At 72.7% G+C, this 17,073-nt stretch carries 15 protein-coding genes; 9 read left to right on the top strand and 6 right to left on the bottom strand.

Features of this window, described 5'->3' with window-relative positions:
* Window positions 1-33: 33 nt before the first annotated feature.
* The 3 genes from AC5WAM_RS13410 to AC5WAM_RS13420 form a co-directional block, all read right to left on the bottom strand.
* Window positions 34-1,659 carry an AAA family ATPase gene (locus AC5WAM_RS13410; RefSeq protein ID WP_495522718.1) on the bottom strand — a complete coding sequence of 542 codons (1,626 nt, stop codon included), beginning with the start codon at window positions 1,657-1,659 and terminating at the stop codon, window positions 34-36.
* A gap of 91 nt (window positions 1,660-1,750) precedes the next feature.
* Window positions 1,751-4,168, bottom strand: coding sequence for a hypothetical protein (locus AC5WAM_RS13415; RefSeq protein ID WP_495522719.1), 2,418 nt, complete (start codon window positions 4,166-4,168; stop codon window positions 1,751-1,753).
* 67 nt (window positions 4,169-4,235) lie between these two features.
* Window positions 4,236-5,927, bottom strand: coding sequence for an MFS transporter (locus tag AC5WAM_RS13420; RefSeq protein ID WP_495522720.1), 1,692 nt, complete (start codon window positions 5,925-5,927; stop codon window positions 4,236-4,238).
* Window positions 5,928-6,077: 150 nt separating this feature from the next.
* Between AC5WAM_RS13420 and AC5WAM_RS13425 the strand changes: the two genes are divergently transcribed.
* The gene (locus AC5WAM_RS13425) at window positions 6,078-6,761 is read left to right on the top strand and encodes a TetR/AcrR family transcriptional regulator (protein WP_495522721.1); all 684 of its coding nucleotides are present in this window, start codon (window positions 6,078-6,080) and stop codon (window positions 6,759-6,761) included.
* Here the strand turns inward: AC5WAM_RS13425 and AC5WAM_RS13430 are convergent.
* Complete coding sequence (locus AC5WAM_RS13430) at window positions 6,758-7,198, bottom strand: ATP-binding protein (RefSeq protein WP_495522722.1); 441 nt, start codon at window positions 7,196-7,198, stop codon at window positions 6,758-6,760. The two genes, AC5WAM_RS13425 and AC5WAM_RS13430, sit on opposite strands and share 4 nt — an antisense overlap.
* Window positions 7,199-7,375: 177 nt before the next feature.
* Between AC5WAM_RS13430 and AC5WAM_RS13435 the strand changes: the two genes are divergently transcribed.
* On the top strand, window positions 7,376-8,257 hold the full coding sequence (locus AC5WAM_RS13435) for a helix-turn-helix domain-containing protein (RefSeq protein WP_495522723.1): 882 nt from the start codon (window positions 7,376-7,378) through the stop codon (window positions 8,255-8,257).
* Between the two features lie 4 nt (window positions 8,258-8,261).
* On the top strand, window positions 8,262-8,564 hold the full coding sequence (locus AC5WAM_RS13440; protein WP_495522724.1) for a DUF397 domain-containing protein: 303 nt from the start codon (window positions 8,262-8,264) through the stop codon (window positions 8,562-8,564).
* On the opposite strand, the gene AC5WAM_RS13445 is transcribed toward AC5WAM_RS13440, so the two are convergent.
* Window positions 8,540-9,235 (bottom strand): response regulator, encoded by a 696-nt coding sequence (locus AC5WAM_RS13445; RefSeq protein ID WP_366790163.1) that lies wholly within the window; start codon window positions 9,233-9,235, stop codon window positions 8,540-8,542. The two genes, AC5WAM_RS13440 and AC5WAM_RS13445, sit on opposite strands and share 25 nt — an antisense overlap.
* Window positions 9,232-11,085, bottom strand: a complete 1,854-nt coding sequence (locus tag AC5WAM_RS13450; protein WP_495522725.1) for a sensor histidine kinase — start codon at window positions 11,083-11,085, stop codon at window positions 9,232-9,234. The genes AC5WAM_RS13445 and AC5WAM_RS13450 overlap by 4 nt, the downstream gene beginning before the upstream one ends.
* A gap of 185 nt (window positions 11,086-11,270) precedes the next feature.
* On the opposite strand from AC5WAM_RS13450, the gene AC5WAM_RS13455 reads away from it, so the two are divergent.
* From AC5WAM_RS13455 to AC5WAM_RS13480, 6 genes are all read left to right on the top strand, one after another.
* Window positions 11,271-12,710: a cation:dicarboxylate symporter family transporter gene (locus AC5WAM_RS13455; RefSeq protein WP_495522726.1), complete on the top strand. Its 1,440-nt coding sequence runs from the start codon at window positions 11,271-11,273 to the stop codon at window positions 12,708-12,710.
* A gap of 97 nt (window positions 12,711-12,807) precedes the next feature.
* Complete coding sequence (locus AC5WAM_RS13460; RefSeq protein ID WP_138961891.1) at window positions 12,808-13,017, top strand: hypothetical protein; 210 nt, start codon at window positions 12,808-12,810, stop codon at window positions 13,015-13,017.
* 123 nt (window positions 13,018-13,140) lie between these two features.
* Window positions 13,141-14,505 carry an extracellular solute-binding protein gene (locus tag AC5WAM_RS13465; RefSeq protein WP_495522727.1) on the top strand — a complete coding sequence of 455 codons (1,365 nt, stop codon included), beginning with the start codon at window positions 13,141-13,143 and terminating at the stop codon, window positions 14,503-14,505.
* 98 nt (window positions 14,506-14,603) lie between these two features.
* The gene (locus AC5WAM_RS13470) at window positions 14,604-15,410 is read left to right on the top strand and encodes a carbohydrate ABC transporter permease (protein WP_495523579.1); all 807 of its coding nucleotides are present in this window, start codon (window positions 14,604-14,606) and stop codon (window positions 15,408-15,410) included.
* Window positions 15,410-16,240, top strand: a complete 831-nt coding sequence (locus tag AC5WAM_RS13475) for a carbohydrate ABC transporter permease (RefSeq protein WP_495522728.1) — start codon at window positions 15,410-15,412, stop codon at window positions 16,238-16,240. The genes AC5WAM_RS13470 and AC5WAM_RS13475 overlap by 1 nt, the downstream gene beginning before the upstream one ends.
* 192 nt (window positions 16,241-16,432) lie before the next feature.
* Window positions 16,433-17,059 carry an XRE family transcriptional regulator gene (locus AC5WAM_RS13480; protein WP_495523580.1) on the top strand — a complete coding sequence of 209 codons (627 nt, stop codon included), beginning with the start codon at window positions 16,433-16,435 and terminating at the stop codon, window positions 17,057-17,059.
* Window positions 17,060-17,073 lie beyond the last annotated feature (14 nt).

Genomic DNA, 17,073 nt, shown 5'->3' on the forward strand with positions numbered 1-17,073 from the left:
GGTACTCACCAACTGGTAAGCATGGAAGGGGCGTCAGCGCAGCGGGCGGTACGACGCCCTGGTGAAGAATCCGCCGCCGTTGTCGCCGAGGCGCCCCGGGCCGGGGTGGCGAGGGGGCAGGCCGCCGGGGCCGTCGTCATCGTCGCCTTCGTCGTCCTCGAACCCCCCGTCGTATCCGTCGTCCCCGTCGTCCCCCTCCTCCTCGTCGCCCGGCACGCCGAGCAGGCGGCGCGTCAACAGGTCGCGGTCCGAGAGGAGTTCGCCCAGGGCGGTGCGGACGTCGTCCACCTCCGTGCGGGGCGCGTCGCGCTCGGCGGCGACGAGGACCGCGCGCCGGACGAGCTCCTTGGTGAAGGACGCCGTGGTGCCCGCCGTGCGCTCGACGATCTCCTCGGTGACCTCGTCGCCCAGGCCGAGCCCGCCGCCGTACAGGGCGAGGAGCCGGCGGCGGCCCTCCGCGTCGGGCAGCGGGATCTCCACCGCGAGGTCGACGCGGCCGGGGCGCTGCACGAGCGCGGGCTCCAGGAGGTCGGCGCGGTTGGTGGTGAGCAGGAAGGCCACGTCGGCGTCGTCGCCGAGGCCGTCCATCTCGTTCAGGACCTGGAAGAGCAGGGGCTGTTCGCCGTCTCCGTAGTCCCGGGCCTCGGCGATCAGGTCGCAGTCCTCCAGGACGACGAGGGCGGGCTGGAGCATGCGGGCCAGCGCGCAGGCCGGGCCGATCGCCCGGATCGTGACGCCGGACAGCAGCACCACGGTGAAGTCGGGCATGCCGGAGAGCAGATACCGGATGGTGTGGGTCTTGCCCGTCCCCGGCGGCCCGTACAGGAGCAGGCCGCGCCGCAGGTGCTGGCCCGCGGCGAGCAGCCGCTCGCGCTGCCGGGCCACGCCCACGACGTGCCGCTCGACGCGGTCGAGGAGCCCGTCGGGCAGGACGATGCCCTCGCGGTCCAGGTCCGGGCGCCGGTGGAAGCGGAACGGGCCGAGGCCGTCGCTGAAGTCACCGCCCTCGAAGGACAGGACCTGGCCCCGCAGGACGTTGAGCTCGCGCACCAGCTCGTCGACCCCGGCGAGCAGCCGCTTGGCGGTGTCGCGGTCCTCCGCGAGGACTTCGAGCTGGACCTTCTCGTGGCCGTACTCGTCGCTCGGGCCGCGCAGGAGCACGACGCAGCGCTCCTCGCGGCCGTCCTCGGTGCGCTCGGTGCCGAGGTAGAACCCGAAGGACACGCAGGCGAGTTCGGCGTCCGGGGACACGGGCAGGTGCGCGTAGTCGACGGCGCCGATCACGAACTTGTCGTAGCGGCTGGCGGATTCGAGGATCTCGGAGAGCGTGTAGTGCCCGCGGTGGTCGGCGCCGGTCATGCCGATCAGTTCGTACGCGCGCGACTCGGCGGCGAACCAGCGCTCCAGGGCGAGGTGCACGTTCGGGTGGTCGTAGGGAGCGTAGGCGGCCTTCACGACCGGGGCCCGGCCCGGCTCGACGCCGAGGTGGCCGCGCAGGCGCGCGGTGAGGTCGCGCTCGCTGTCGCGCTCGGCCTGCGGGCGCCGCGCCACGGCCTCGACGAACTGCGTGAACAGCTCGCCGACCCGCTCCAGCTCGGCCTGTTCGCTCCCCGGCGCGCCCTCGTCGCCGAGGCCGCTGGAGACGATCCGTGTGGTCATGGGTGTACTCCCCCGTCGCGCCACGGCCGCTGGTCGGGCGGCCCGGTGCTGCTCAGCGTGGCCGCGCCCGTTCGCCGCCGTCAACGCGATTTCAGGGGCGGGGGGCGCGCGGGTTGCGTACCAGCCATGCGTGCAGCTCGCTGTGGCGGAACTGGTAGTCGCCGCCGACGATGCGGAGCAGGCCCGCGTGGTAGGCCCAGGTGGTGAAGGCGTCGACGCGCGCCGGGACGCGGCCCAGGAGCGCGGCGGCGAGCCACAGCAGCAGGACGTCGAGCAGCACGGCCGCACTCACCGCCACCCAGACCACGGCCACGCCGACGACACCGGCGAATCCGAGGAGCCCCTCCCCCGCCACGCCCACCGCGTACGGGACGACCACCAGGGAGAGCCACCCGGGCAGCCGCAGCGCGCGCCCGGCGCGCCGCACCCCGCGCCAGGTCCGCTCCGCCGAGCCCGACCCGAGGAACAGACAGCCCAGGACGTAGTAGGCGACGAAGCCCACCGCGGCGCCGCCCCACGCCCCGCCGTCGGGCCCGATGCTCTCGGGCACCGTCGTCGCCAGGCACATGCCGAACCCCGTCACGAGGGCGAAGCCCGTGGCCTTGGTCGAGTCCACCAGGAAGGCCCCGACGATCCAGAAGCCGACGAGGGAGGCGATGTGCCCCGGCCGACCGTGGACCTCCTCCATCACGAACCCCAACGACCAGCCGAGCAGAGGCAGGAGCACGCACCCGGCGAGGCTCCGGCCGTCCACGTGGGCGACCGTGTTCTCGCTCGCCGCGAGGGCCACGCAGACGCCGAAGCAGACGACGGCGCCCGCCACGTACGACGCGGGCTCGGGGACCCACGCCAGCCAGCCCACGACCGGGCTCGCGGCGCCGACGACCAGCAGGACCGGCAGCAGCAGCGCCCAGGAGGCGATGTCTCCCCACAGCGTGGCGACCTGCCACAGCCGTCTGCCCAGGCCCGCGCGGGAGCCACGCACCCGCTCCGACGGTGCGAAGGCCAGCGAGTCGGTCACCGCCGCCACGAACAGGGCTCCGGCGAGCACCCCCACCGCGCCGGCGACCACCGTGGACACCACCACGCCGTGCTGGTGGTCCCACCAGCGGGCGGGGAAGAGCCCTTCCACGGACCGCCCCCACAGGAACGCGGCCCCGAGCATCAGCGCCATGACCGCGCCCCCGAGCGCCCGCGCCGACGCCGCCCCGAGGGCCTCGCCGATCGAGGAGAGCTTCCCTTCCTCCCCGGCCATGTGGTGCAGCCACTGGTGCACGCGGGCGGGCTCGTACTCCGCCTGGCGGCCCCAGGGCGACTCCGTCGCGACGACCCGCTGCCGCGCCCGCTGCGCCGCCGTGTTCGCGGCCCGCGTGGCCGCCGGGATGTAGTGGGCCAGGAGGTGCTCGCGGACCTCGTCCGCCGTCGCCAGGTGCGCCAGTGGCTGGGCCTGGCCCTGGGCCGCCTCCCCGTACACGGCGTACGCGAGCCCCAGGTAGAAGGGCGAGCTGAGCGCCTGGGCCACGGCCTCGCCCGCGCCGTCGAGCAGCGCGTCCAGCGGCGAGCCCCGGCCGTCGGACCGCTTCTCGACGTAGGAGCGGGCCTCTTCGACGTCGACGCCCGCGATGCGCAGCAGCGCCGACTGCCGCAGCCAGGCGTAGCGCTCGGACAGCTCCGTGTAGCGCTGGGCGCGGCAGGTCAGCACCACGGGCGCGCTGCCGTCCACGGACTCGTAGGCGTTCAGCTCGTCCAGGGCCCGCTGCGCGCGGCCCGGCTCCGGCCCGGTGACCTCCGCGTCCATCTCGTCGAGCCCGTCGAGTACGGGGATGACGAGGCGGCGCGCGACGAGGTCGGCGGCGGTGCCCTCGCGCAGGCCGTAGACCTTCACCAGGCTGTCGGTCAGCCAGCGTTCGAAGCCGCCCACGGTCCGCCAGCGGCCCCACCAGCGCCGGTGGGTGCGCGGTGCGGGCAGGTCGCCGATGGCGAGCCGCACGGGCACCGGGTCGGCGGGCCCGCGCGCGGCGAGGAGCCGGACCACGAGGTGCACGGCGAAGACCGTCTTGCCCGCGCCGGGCGCTCCGGTGACGACCAGGCGGCCCGGCGCGGCGCAGTACCAGGCGGCCACGTCGGAGAGCCGCTGCGACCCCGGCGGTTCGGTGCCGCCCTGCCGGGGTGTCACCTCGACGCGCAGGTCGATCAGGTGGGCGCCGCCGCCGAGCATGTGGGCGCGCTCGGCGACCTCGATCTCGCGCACCGCCCCGGCGAGGGAGTCGAGCGCGGCGGCCCGGGCGTCCGTGGCCTGCTGGAGGCGGAGCGCGCCGAGGCTGACGGCCGCGCCGACGAGGATGCCCAGGATGCCGACGGGCAGTCCCAACACCCCTGAGACGTCCTGAGGTTGGAGTCCCCCGCGGGACACGGACCAGCCTGCCCAGACGCACCCGGCGACCAGGACCACCACGCCGCCGCCGAGCAGCCGGCGGACCCCCGCGGGACTCGGCCTTCCCGTCTCCATGGGTCAGCATCATGGCAAGGCGCTGATCGCCGGGCCACCGGTTCGGCGAGGTCGCGCGGCCCCCGTGTCAGGGCTGTGACACGGGTTCCTTCGCGGTGTCGGGCGTCGGCGCGGCGGCGCCGGACACGGGCCCGGCGGGCGCCTGCCGCTTCCCCGGCAGGAGCAGGGCGACCACCAGCGTGCCGACGCCGAGGATGACCGCCGCGATCAGGCTGGTGTGGGCCACCGCGTCGGAGAACGAGGTGCCCACGGCGTGCTTCATCTGCTCGGCGCCCTGGGCGAGTTCGGCGGCCTGGGCCTTCAGTTCGGCGGCCTTCTGCGGGGAGTTCGCGCCCGCGGCCTGCTCGGCGAGGCGCCGCGCCTGCTGCCCGACGGCCTGGGCGACGCCGCCGCCCGCGCCGACGGAGTCCTGGGCCTGGGCGAGGGCGGACGCCGGGAGCTTGCTGCCCGCCGTCTCGTCGGCGAGGGCGTCGGCGTACGAGGTGCCGAGGACCGAGCCGAGGACGGCGATGCCGAGGGAGCCGCCCAGTTCGAGCGAGGTGTCGTTGACGGCGCCGCCGACGCCGAGCTCCGCCTCGGGGAAGGCGCCCATGATGGCGTCCGTGCAGGGCGAGACCGCGAGCCCCATCGACAGGCCGAGCACGACGAGGGGCAGCACGAAGTCCCCGTACGTGGAGGCCGCGTCGGTGGCGGTGAGCAGGGCCATGGCCGTGGTGCCGCCGACCATGCCCGCGGTGACCATCACCTTCGCGCCGAGCCTCGGCGTGAGGAAGCCGGTGAGCGCGGAGCCGACGAAGACCGCGCCCGCGAGCGGCAGCATGCGCACGCCCGTCTCCAGCGGGTCGTACTCCAGGACGAACTGGAGGTGCTGGGTGAGGAAGTAGAAGGCGCCGAAGGCGGCCACGAAGAACAGGGCCACGGCGAGGTTGGAGCCGGAGAAGCCGCGCCGGGCGAACTTGCGGACGTCCAGGACGGGGCGCGGGTGGCGCAGCTCCCAGACGACGAAGACGACGAGCCCGACGGCGGCGACCACGGCAGCGGCGACGGCAGCGGCGCCCCAGCCGAAGCCGGGCCCCTCGATGATCATGTAGATGAGCGCGCCGATCCAGACGACGGAGAGCAGCCCGCCCACGTAGTCGATGCGCCCCGCCGCCGAGGACTTCGACGGCGGTACGAGGACGAAGGCTCCGGCGATCGCGACGGCCGCCACGGGGACGTCGATCAGGAAGGTCGACGCCCAGCCGTAGTGCCGCAGGAGCAGGCCCGCGATCAGCGGACCCGCCGCGATGGCGATGCCGGAGGTGGCCGCCCACAGCGTGATCGCCTTGGCCCGCTCCTCGCGCGGGAACGTCGAGGCGAGCAGCGAGAGCGTCGCGGGCATGATCATCGCCGCGCCCACGCCCATCACGCCGCGCGCGACGATGACGGCCGTCGAGCTGTCGGCGAGCGCCCCCGCCCCCGCGCCCGCGCTGAGCACGAGCAGCCCGAGCACGAGCGCGCCGCGCCGGCTGTACTTGTCGCCGATGGCGCCGAAGAGCAGCATCAGGGCGGCGTACGGAACGGTGTACGCGTCGATGACCCATTGCAGGTCGGAGCTGCTGAGGTCGAGGTCGCGGGTCATGTCGGGCGCCGCCACCGTCAGCGCGGTGTTCGCCATGACGGCGATCAGCAGGCTCAGGCACAGGACGAGCAGCGCCCACCAGCGGCGGGCGTAGGGCCGGTCCATCCGCTCCACCGGCTCATTGATCAACAAAGGCATCGGGGCCACCTCGGAGTACGTCGTACGTGTACGCGGAACACAGAAAATTGCACATGACTGTGCATTTGCACGCCGCTGTGCAATGTAGCGGACGGGCGGCCATCTTGCACAGCGATGTGCAAGTGCGTGGATCGGCGGCACAATGGCGCCATGAGCCGTACGAAACCGACGCCGCCGCGCACCGGGGCCGCCGGGGCGAGACCTGCCACCGGCGGGGCCGCCGGCGCCGCCACGGCCCGCGCCGACGCCAACCGCCGCCGCATCCTCGACGTCGCCCACGCCGAGCTGACCCGGGACCCGGACGCCTCCATGGACCAGATCGCCCGGGGCGCCGGGGTGGTGCGCCGCACGGTCTACGGCCACTTCCCGAGCCGCGAGGCGCTGGTCACCGCCCTCCTCGACGAGGCCGTCGAAGCGGTGATGGCCGCGCACCGCGCCGCCTACGCGAACGCCGACGACCCGGCGCGCGCCGTCGCCGCCGCGATGCTCGGCGTCTGGCGCGTCACCGACCGCTACCGCCTGCTGCTCTCCCTCGCGCAGCGCGCGGTGACCATGGACGGCATCCGCGAACGCCTGGCCCCCATGAACGCGGCGGGCGCCGCGATGTTCCAACGCGCCCTGGACGAGGGCCGGTTCACCACCACGGTGCCGCCGCGCGCCCTCGTCTACGTCCTGGAGAGCATCGTCTTCGGCCTGATGGAGGCGGTGAACGACGGCACGATCGACGCCGACGAGGCGGGCCGCGCGGCCCCGATCACCTTCCTGACAGCAGCGGGCCTCCCCCTCCCGGAGGCGACGGCCCTGGTGAACGAGGTGGCCGCGGACCTCGCCTAGCCCCTGCGGGCCAGCAGCGCGCGGACCGTCTTGCCCCGGCCCCGGCGCGGGAACCAGCCCACGTCCTGGGCGAGTTGGCGTACGACGAGCAGGCCCCGGCCGCCCTCCCCGTGCGGGGCCGCCGACTCGAAGCCGGGGAACTCCCCCACCGGGTCCGACACGTCGACGACCAGGCCGCCGTGCGCCGTGACGGCGAGCCGCAGCCACAGGTGGTGACCCGCGACGTGCCCGTGCCGGGCGGCGTTGGCGACCAGCTCGGACACGACGAGCACGGCGTCGTCGACGTCGCCGCCCCACCGCCACGCGGCGAGCCGCCCCCGCGTGCCCTTCCGGGCGAGGCCTGCGGCCGCGGGGGTCAGGGGGTAGCTCGTGGACCAGGTGTGCGGGGGTTCGCTCGCCGGTGAAGGTGGGGGTGCCGGTGCCGTGGGGTTCTTCATGCCGATTACGGTCGCGCCGTTCCGCGTTCGACTGCAATCGAAAGCCCATTGAATATCCAGCGGGGGAACATTGGACTATGCCTGGATCCGCGCAAGCGCCTGCGCAGGCGCGGCAGCCGGTGCCACACTCGCCGCACGGCAACCGCTGACACACACAGCGCGACGAGAGCGAGCAGCATGGCGGCGAAGCGTGGGCGCACCAGTCAGCGCCTCGAATTGGGCTTGCAGCTGAGGCAGTTGCGCGAAAGCTGCGGACAGAGTGAGAGTGGAGGCGGCCTCACACGGAAGCAAGCCGTCCAAGGTCTGAAGATCTCAGAGACATCGCTCCAGCGGATCGAGACCGGCGCCCTCAACTTCCGGAACGTGGGCGACCTGCGCAAGCTGCTGAGCAAGTACGGCGTCACCGACGAGGCGGTCATCAACTCCTTGATCAACCTCAATCGGGAGTCCTCGACGCAGGATTGGCTTACGCAGTACCGCGGACCCATGCCACCCGAGCTGCCCGCCTTCGTCGGTCTTGAGCCGGAGTCACGCAGCATGAAGGCGTATCACCCCACCCTGGTGCACGGGCTCCTCCAGACCGAGCGTTATGCCACCGCACTGCACGAGGTGCAGAAGCCCGTCGAGGAGACGCCGTCGGACCTCATCCGAAGTAGCGTGGAACTGCGTATGAAGCGTCAGGAGATCCTCACCCGGGAGGACCCGGTCAAGCTGCACGTCATCCTCGGCGAAGCCGCCTTGCGGTATCCGGTCGGAGGCACCGAAGCGATGCGCGAGCAGTACGCGAAGCTGGTGGAGGTGTCGGCTCTGGAACACGTGACGCTCCAGGTACTGCCGTTCCGCTGGGGATACCGCACGACGAACGACTTCGCGATCCTCGACCTGGGCGACCGCATCCCGCCCCGAGTCCAGATCGACAGCGCCTGGAACGCCGTTTCCACGTCGGACAAGCCCCGCGAGGTCGCCCGCTTCACACGCCGGTTCGACGCCATGGTCGCTTCCGCGCTACCGCCTGAGGACACCGCCGACTTTCTGCACCGACTAGAACGAGAGCTGTGAGCCCATGAACGCTCGCTTCAACGCGCCGGATCTCGCCCCCGAAGAGGCCTGGTTCAAGTCGTCGTACAGCGACGGCACGCCCAGCAGTTGCCTGGAAGTCGCCGACCTCACCACCTGGCACAAGTCGTCGTACAGCGGCGGCACCGGCAACAACTGCATAGAGGTCGCCGATCTCGCCGGCCAAGTCGGCGGCGGTGTCGGCATACGTGACTCCAAGGACCCCGAAGGGCCCGCCCTGCTGCTCGGGCGGCCCGCCTGGGCCGCCTTCGTGGCTGGGGTCGTTCAGGACGGCGGCAGCCAGCGGTAGACCAGTTCCGGGCGGCCCACCTGGCCGTACTGGGGGCTGCGGGCCGCGCGGGCCGTGTCGACCAGGTGCTCCAGGTAGCGGCGGGCCGTGATGCGCGAGAGGCCCGTGAGGTCGGCGGCGGTCGCGGCGGTCAGGCCCTCGGGCGGGGCGTCGCGCAGGGTGCGGGTGACGCGCTCCAGGGTGGGGCCGCTGAGGCCCTTGGGCAAGGTGGCGGGCGCCGGGGCGCGCAGGGTCGCGAGGGCCCGGTCGACCTCGTCCTGCCCGGTGGCCTCGCCCGCCGCGCTGCGGAACTCGGCGTAGCGCGTGAGCCGGTCGCGCAGGGTGGCGAAGGTGAAGGGCTTCAGGACGTACTGGATGACGCCGAGGGAGACGCCTTCGCGGACGACGGTCAGGTCGCGGGCGGAGGTGACGGCGATGACGTCCGCCTTGTGCCCGGCGGCGCGCAGACTGCGGGCCAGGGACAGGCCGTGGCCGTCGGGAAGGTTCAGGTCGAGGAGGATCAGGTCGACGGGCCCGCGGTCGAGCGCGCGGCGCGCCTCGGCGGCGGTGTGGGCGGTCGCGGTGGCCTCGAAGCCCGGTACCCGGTTGACGTACAGGACGTGGGCGTCGGCCGCGACGGGGTCGTCCTCGACGACGAGGACGCGGATGGGGGCGGGGGCGGGCTCGGTCATCTCTGGGCCCCTTCTCGACGCTCGGAGGCTTCGGAGTTCGGAGAGGCTCCGGGGCGCGGCGCGGCGGCGGGGTACGCCCCCGCTCCGGAGCCCGGCGCGGCTTCGGGGTGCGCCCCGGTTCCGAAGCCCGGCCCGGCTCCGGGGCGTGCCCCGGCCTCGGAGCCCGGCCCGGCGACAGGGCGCGCCCCCGCGGAGCCCGGCCCGGCTTCGAGGCCCGGCCCGGCGGCAGCGTCCGGTGGTGCGCTGAGCGGCAGCGTCGCCGTGAACTCCGCGCCGCCCGCGGGGGACTCCGCCACCGTCAGCGTCCCGCCGTTGCGCGTGGCCGCCTGGTGGGCCAGGGAGAGGCCGAGGCCCCGGCCGTCGGGCGACTTGGTGGACCAGCCCCGGGTGAAGACGGCCTCGCGGTGGGCCTCGGGGATGCCGGGGCCGGTGTCCGCGACGCGGAGCAGCAGGGTGTCGGGCCGGGCGAGGACGGTCACCGTGACGCGGGCGGACGGGGAGCCCTGCGCCGCGTCGACGGCGTTGTCGATGAGGTTGCCGAGGATGGTGACGAGGTCGCGCGCGGCGGGCGTGCGCGGCAGTTCGCCGTCGTCGACGCTGGTGTCGTCCGAGATGACCAGCTCGACGCCGCGCTCGTTGGCCTGGGCCGCCTTGCCGAGGAGCAGCGCCGCGAGGACCGGCTCGTTGACGGCCGCGACGACCTGGTCGGTGAGGGCCTGGGCCAGTTCGAGCTCGGCCGTGGCGAACTCCACCGCCTCGTCGGCGCGGCCCAGTTCGATCAGGGACACCACGGTGTGCAGCCGGTTGGCGGCCTCGTGGGCCTGGGAGCGCAGCGCGCGGGTGAAGCCGCGCTCGGAGGTCAGCTCGCCGGTGAGGGACTGGAGTTCGGTGTGGTCGCGGAGGGTGACCACGGTGCCCTTGCGGTCGCCGCCGGAGACCGGCGAGGTGTTGACGACGAGGACGCGGTCCGCCGTCAGATGCACCTCGTCCACGCGCGGCGCCGCGTCGAGCAGCGCGCCGGTGAGCGGCGCGGGCAGGCCGAGGTCGGTGACGTAGGCGCCGACGACGCCCTCGTCCGCGCCGAGCAGTTCCCGCGCGGCGTCGTTGATGAGCGCCACCCGCCGCCGCCCGTCGAGCATGAGGAGCCCCTCGCGCACGGCGTGCAGCGCGGCCTCGTGGTAGTCGTGCATGCGGCTCAGCTCGGCCGCGTTCATGCCGTGGGTGCTGCGGCGCAGCCGCGCGTTGATGACGTACGTACCGACGGCGCCGAGCACCAGGGCCGCGGCCGCGACGCCGACGAGCGCCACCAGCTGGCCGCGCGCCTTCGCGGTGATCTCGTCGATGGTGATGCCCGCGCTGACCAGGCCGACGATCCGGCCGCCGTCGTGGATGGGCGTGACCACGCGCACGGAAGCGCCGAGGGTGCCGGTGTACGTCTCCGTGAAGGTCTGCCCGCGCAGCGCCTCCGCCGTGTGGCCGAGGAAGCGCTGCCCGATGCGGGCCGGGTCGGGGTGGGTCCAGCGGATGCCGCGCCGGTCCATGATCGTCACGAAGGCGACGCCGGTGTCCCGCTGGACCTGCGACGCGTACGGCTGGAGCGCGCGGGACGGGTCGTCCCCGCGGATCGCCTCGCGCACGGACGGCGCGTCCGCGACCGCGCGCGCCGCCGCCGTGGCCTGGCGCCGGGCCGCCTCCTCCGCCTGGTGCCGGTCGCTGAGGTACGTGAACAGGGCGCAGCCCGCGACCACCACCGCCACCAGGACCACCTGCATGGCGAAGAGCTGACCGGCGAGGCTGCGCGGCGCGCGCGGAGCCCGCGGTCGGCGGGGCGGTCGGGAGGGCTGGGGCATGGTGCAAGTCTGCCTCGCCGCACGCGCCTGACCTAAAGGAACGCCGGCGGCGGCCCGCGGCGCGAACTCAATGAACGCAAGGGTGACCGCCCTCACACTCCGGGAGATAGTCACCCGGAATCGCCAGGACGTGAGCCGCACGACTCGCGAGGACACAGTGGTCGTAGTCGCCCAAGGAGGCAACCGTGGCAGAGGACAGGACGGCGGCGGGCGCCGCCGGGACCGGAGCGGCACCACCCGCGGCGGGGACGGGCACCCCGCCCGCGCCCCGCGCGAAGCGGGACCGCACCCACTACCTCTACATCGCCGTCATCGCGGCCGTGCTCATCGGCATCGCGGTCGGTTTCGCCGCGCCGGACTTCGCCAAGGAGCTCAAGCCCCTCGGCACCGGCTTCGTGAACCTGATCAAGATGATGATCTCGCCGATCATCTTCTGCACGATCGTGCTCGGCGTGGGCTCGGTCCGCCAGGCCGCGAAGGTCGGCAAGGTCGGCGGGCTCGCGCTCGCCTACTTCGTCGCCATGTCCGTGGTCGCCCTGGCCATCGGCCTGGTCGTCGGCAACATCCTGCACCCCGGCTCCGGCATGGACCTGACCTCCTCGGACAAGGCCGCGGGCCACGACGCGGCCGACGAGGCGGACAAGGGCCTCGTCGACTTCGCGCTCGGCATCATCCCGAAGACGATGGTCTCCGCCTTCACCCAGGGCGAGGTCCTCCAGACCCTGCTCGTCGCGCTCCTCGTCGGCTTCGCCCTCCAGGCCATGGGCCGCACGGGCGAGCCGATCCTGCGCGGGGTGGGGCACATCCAGAAGCTGGTCTTCCGCGTCCTCGGCATGATCATGTGGGCCGCGCCCATCGGGGCGTTCGGCGCGATGGCCGCCGTCATCGGGGAGACCGGCACGGACGCGCTCAGGGCGCTGGCCACCATCATGATCGGCTTCTATGTGACCTGCGCGCTCTTCATCGTGCTCGTGCTCGGCACGCTGCTGCGCCTGGTCACCGGGGTCAACCTCTTCAAGCTGCTGCGGTATCTGGGCCGGGAGTTCCTGCTCATCCTCTCCACCTCGTCCTCGGAGTCCGCGCTGCCGCGGCTCATCGCGAAGATGGAGCACCTGGGCGTGAGCCGCCCCGTCGTCGGCATCACCGTGCCGACCGGCTACTCCTTCAACCTCGACGGCACCATGATCTATCTGACCATGGCCTCGCTCTTCATCGCCGACGCGATGGACCAGCCCCTGGGCATCGGGGAGCAGATCTCGCTGCTGCTGTTCATGATGATCGCGTCCAAGGGCGCTGCGGGCGTCTCCGGCTCCGGCATCGCCGTCCTCGCCAGCGGCCTCCAGTCGCACAAGCCCGGGCTCGTCGACGGCGTCGGCCTCATCATCGGCGTCGACCGCTTCATGAGCGAGGCCCGCGCCCTCACCAACTTCGCGGGCAACGCGGTGGCCACGCTCCTCATCGGTACGTGGACGAAGGAGGTCGACCGGGAGCGGGTCGCCCTCGTCCTCGACGGCAAGCTGCCCTTCGACGAGCGGACGCTCGTGGACGACGAACACGGGGCGCCTCCGGCGGCGGAGGCCGTGCCCGAGCAGGTGCCGCTGGAGAAGGCGCCGGTGCAGGCGTAGGCCCTCGCGGCAGTGCCCCCCAAGTGATGTGCGGCAGCCCCCGGACCCCCGCGGCCCGGGGGCTGCCGCTACGACTTCCGAGGAGCTGACCACCCTCATGCGTACTGCTCTTTCCGCTCTTCCCGCCCTCCCGGACCGCGTGCTCGGCGTCTGTGGCCACTGGACGACCGCCCCGATACCCGTGGGCGAGGTCCGCTGCCGGGGCGGCGGCTGGTGCACGCAGTACGTGTGCCCGGACTGCGTGCACACCTCCCACTACCGCCTCGGCCCGCAGTGGGACGACCTGCCGGCCCGGCTGCACCGCTGAGCGCGCGGCAGGCCCGCCGCGCCCCCTGCAAGGGCATTGACCTTGCTTCCAGCAAGCGCTTACGTTCACCGGGCGGCGGCCGTGCGCGGCAGGCAGTGCGGCCGCGCCGGACCGTAGGAGGTCGTGCCCGTGCGCCCCACCGCTTCCGCTCCTCTCCTCCTCGCGACCGTGCTCGCCGCCGGTGCCCTCACCGCGTGCGGCGGCGGCTCCGGTGACGACCCGGACACCGTGAAGGTGTCGTACAAGCAGTCCATGGACAACCAGATCCGGGTGATGGACGACTACCTGGAGGCCATGAAGAAGCAGTTCGAGAAGGCGCATCCGGGCAAGAAGGTGAAGCTGGTGCCGATCAAGGCGCCGGACGCCGAGTACTACACGAAGGTGCAGCAGATGCTGCGCTCCCCGAAGACCGCGCCCGACCTCGTCTACGAGGACACCTTCCTCATCAACTCCGACATCACCAGCGGGTACTTGAGACCTCTCGACCCGTATCTGGAGAAGTGGAAGGAGTGGCCGAAGTTCATCGACACGGCCAAGGCCGCGGCGCGGGCGGAGGACGGCAAGACGTACGGCGTGCCGGACGGGACGGACACGCGCGGGCTGTGGTTCAGCAGGGACGTCTTCAAGAAGGCGGGCCTGCCGCAGGACTGGCGGCCCAAGAGCTGGGACGAGGTCCTGGACGCGGCCCGCACCGTCAAGGACAAGGTGCCCGGTGTCGTGCCGCTGAACGTGTACACCGGCAAGCCCGGCGGCGAGACCTCCTCCATGCAGGGCCTGGAGATGCTCCTGTACGGGACGGGCAAGGACCCGGTGTACGACCCGAAGGCCAAGAAGTGGGTCGTGGGCAGCAAGGGCTTCAAGGACGCCCTGAGGTTCGTCGAGACCGTGTACAAGGAGAAGCTCGGTCCGGACGTCGAGGACGCGCTCGACCCGAACATGGCCACCCGCGTGCGCGGCGAGTTCCTGCCCAAGGGCAAGCTCGCCATCAACCTCGACGGCTCCTGGCTGCCGCAGGACTGGCTGAAGGGCTCCGGGCACGAATGGCCCGAGTGGTCCGAGGAGCTGGGCCTCGCGGCCATGCCCACGCAAGCAGGTCAGGCGCCCGGCAGGGTCAGCATGTCCGGCGGCTGGACCTGGGCCGTCCCGGCGAAGGCGGACAACCCCGACCTGGCGTTCCGGTTCATCGAGACGATGCAGACGAAGGAGAACGCGAAGCGGTGGTACATCGCCAACTCCGGCATCTCCGTGCGCGAGGACGTCGCGAAGGACCCCGAGTACGTGAAGGCGCAGCCCGGCATCCGGTTCTTCACCGACCTGGTCGCCGTCACCCACTACCGGCCCGCCTACCCCGCGTACCCGAAGGTCTCCACGGCGATGCAGGAGGCCATGGAAGAGGTCACCACGGGTGACGGCTCCGTGGACGACGCGGCGCGCGGCTACGACGACGAGGTCAGGTCGGCCACCGACGGCAAGGTGATCGAGAGGTGAAGGCCCTGGCGACGGCCCCGCGCGAGGCCCCGCCGCGCCGCCGGCGCCTCGTCCGCTCCCTGGGCCGCGCCCTGCCGGTCTCGCCCGCCGTGGTCCTGATGGCGCTGTTCCTCGCGGGCCCCATCGGCTACTGCGCGTACATCGCCTTCACCGACCTCCAGCTCACCGGCCAGGCGCACGAGAGCTTCGTCGGCTTCGAGAACTTCCGCACGGCCTTCGACGACGAGGACTTCCTCAACGCGGTGTGGCTGACGCTCGTCTTCACGTTCCTGTCCTCGGTCCTCGGTCAGAACACGCTCGGCCTGGCGCTCGCCGTCCTGATGCGGCGGGCCTCCAAGCCGGTGCGTACCGTCACGGGGGCCGTCGTCGTCACGGCGTGGGTGCTGCCCGAGGTCGTCGCGGGCTTCCTCCTGTACGCCTTCTTCCGCCGCGACGGCACCCTCAACGCGGTCCTCGACGTGCTCCATCTGCCGTCCCAGAACTGGCTGTTCAGCCTGCCGATCCTGGCGGTGTCGTTCGCCAACGTGTGGCGCGGCACGGCCTTCTCGATGCTGGTCTACTCGGCGGCGCTGAGCGAGATCCCGCGAGAGGTCACCGAGGCCGCGGAGGTCGACGGCGCGGGCGGCTGGCGCCGGATGTGGCACATCACGCTGCCCATGATCCGCCGCTCCATCGGCACGAACCTGATGCTCAACACCCTCCAGACGCTGTCCGTCTTCGGGCTGATCTGGGTGATGACACGCGGCGGTCCCGGCAACCGCAGCCAGACGCTGCCCCTGTTCATGTACGAGCAGGCCTTCCAGAAGAGCATGATCGGCTACGGCACGGCGGTGGCCCTGCTGCTGCTCCTCGTGGGGTCCCTGTTCTCCCTGCTCTACATGCGCCTGCTGCGCACGGAGGTCTGATGTCCGCACGCCGCGCCCGCAGCCGCCGCCTCGCCGCCGACATCGGCCTGCTGACGGTGGCGGCGGCCTTCGCCGTGCCGCTCGCCTGGGTGCTGCTGTCCGCCGTCGACCCCAGGGCCGACGTGGGCGTGAAGAGCCCGGACGGCTTCACGCTCGACCACTTCGACGCCGTCCTCACCGACGAGATCACCTTCACGCCGATGCTGAACAGCCTGCTGCTGTGCGGCGGCGGCACGCTCCTGACGGTGGTGAGCGCCGCCCTCGCGGCCTACCCGCTGTCGCGCTACTCCTCCCGCCTCAACCGGCCGTTCATGCTGACCATCCTGTTCGCGACGAGCCTGCCCATCACCGCGATCATGGTTCCGGTGTACGCGCTGTTCGTCCGCGTCGACCTCATCGACACCCTCCAGGGCACGATCTTCTTCTTCGCCGCTTCCCAACTGCCGTTCGCCATCTGGCTGATGAAGAACTTCATGGACGGCGTGCCCAAGGAGCTGGAGGAGGCCGCCTGGACGGACGGCGCCTCGCCGCTGCAGTCCCTGATCCGCATCGTGCTGCCCCTGATGGGGCCGGGCGTCGCCGTCGTGACCGTCTTCTCCTTCGTCCTGATGTGGGGCAACTTCTTCGTCCCGTTCATGCTGCTGCTCTCCCCCGACCAGATGCCCGCGGCGGTCAGCATCAACGACTTCTTCGGCAGCAAGGGCGCCATCGTCTACGGCCAGCTCGCGGCGTTCTCGCTCATCTACTCGACGCCGGTGATCCTGCTGTACGTCCTGATCGCCCGGCGCCTGGGAGGGGGTTTCGCCCTGGGCGGCGCGGTGAAGGGCTGAGCCCCGCGCCCGGCGCACGGGAGCCCGCCGAGGGCGCCCCCGCCGGATGTGGCTTCGTCCGAGCCACAGCCTCGTAGGAACGCACCGTAGTCGCCCGACTCCGGTACCCCTACCGTGTGCCCCGTGCAAGCAAGGCAGCCCCCACCGCTCTTCGACTTCCCCGCCGCGCGCCGGCTGCGCGAGGCGCTGGGCATGGCGCCCGGGCACGTCGCCCACGACATGCGGGCCAGCTACGGCCTCGCCCATGTCACCGCGGACACCGTCAGCGCGTGGGAGCGGGGCCTCGCCACGCCGAACGCCGCCGAGCTCGCCGCGCTCGCGGCCACACTGTGGTGCTCGCCCGGCGAACTCATGGGCGCCGCACGGACGTTGCGGGAGCACCGCCTGGCGCGCGCCCTCGCCCCGGAGGACGTGGCGCGCGGCGCGGGCGTGGAGCTCCAGGCCTATCTGCGGATGGAGGAGACCGACCAGTGGCGCGGCAGCGAACGGCAGTCCGCCGCCCTCGCGCACACCCTGCGGCTCTCGCTGCCGGACTTCATCGCGGTCACCGGCCGCTCCGAGCAGCTCGCGGAGCTGCTGCGCAGCGCGGTGACGACCCGCTGGCAGGGGTACGTACGCCCGGTCAGCAAGCTCCTGGCCGTCGACAAGCGCACCGTGGAGGGACCGCTGCGCCGCCTGCACGCGGACTACCAGTCGCGGATGGTCCGCACGCTGAGCTGGGGCGGCGGCACGGGCGCGGACGCCTCGGGCCACGCGGGCCGCGACTTCCTCGACCGGGTCCTCGACCACTTCTGGCCGCTGGTCCCGGGCCCGTCCTGAGACGGCCCGGGACG

The sequence above is a fragment of the Streptomyces sp. JLYT201 genome (assembly GCF_059448825.1).

Bases quoted from the DNA above. Each gene is read 5' to 3' on its own strand.
- AC5WAM_RS13410 (WP_495522718.1), bottom strand. From the start codon at position 1,659: ATGACCACACGGATCGTCTCCAGCGGCCTCGGCGACGAGGGCGCGCCG.
- AC5WAM_RS13415 (WP_495522719.1), bottom strand. From the start codon at position 4,168: ATGGAGACGGGAAGGCCGAGTCCCGCGGGGGTCCGCCGGCTGCTCGGC.
- AC5WAM_RS13420 (WP_495522720.1), bottom strand. From the start codon at position 5,927: ATGCCTTTGTTGATCAATGAGCCGGTGGAGCGGATGGACCGGCCCTAC.
- AC5WAM_RS13425 (WP_495522721.1), top strand. From the start codon at position 6,078: ATGAGCCGTACGAAACCGACGCCGCCGCGCACCGGGGCCGCCGGGGCG.
- AC5WAM_RS13430 (WP_495522722.1), bottom strand. From the start codon at position 7,198: ATGAAGAACCCCACGGCACCGGCACCCCCACCTTCACCGGCGAGCGAA.
- AC5WAM_RS13435 (WP_495522723.1), top strand. From the start codon at position 7,376: ATGGCGGCGAAGCGTGGGCGCACCAGTCAGCGCCTCGAATTGGGCTTG.
- AC5WAM_RS13440 (WP_495522724.1), top strand. From the start codon at position 8,262: ATGAACGCTCGCTTCAACGCGCCGGATCTCGCCCCCGAAGAGGCCTGG.
- AC5WAM_RS13445 (WP_366790163.1), bottom strand. From the start codon at position 9,235: ATGACCGAGCCCGCCCCCGCCCCCATCCGCGTCCTCGTCGTCGAGGAC.
- AC5WAM_RS13450 (WP_495522725.1), bottom strand. From the start codon at position 11,085: ATGCCCCAGCCCTCCCGACCGCCCCGCCGACCGCGGGCTCCGCGCGCG.
- AC5WAM_RS13460 (WP_138961891.1), top strand. From the start codon at position 12,808: ATGCGTACTGCTCTTTCCGCTCTTCCCGCCCTCCCGGACCGCGTGCTC.
- AC5WAM_RS13470 (WP_495523579.1), top strand. From the start codon at position 14,604: ATGGCGCTGTTCCTCGCGGGCCCCATCGGCTACTGCGCGTACATCGCC.
- AC5WAM_RS13475 (WP_495522728.1), top strand. From the start codon at position 15,410: ATGTCCGCACGCCGCGCCCGCAGCCGCCGCCTCGCCGCCGACATCGGC.
- AC5WAM_RS13480 (WP_495523580.1), top strand. From the start codon at position 16,433: ATGGCGCCCGGGCACGTCGCCCACGACATGCGGGCCAGCTACGGCCTC.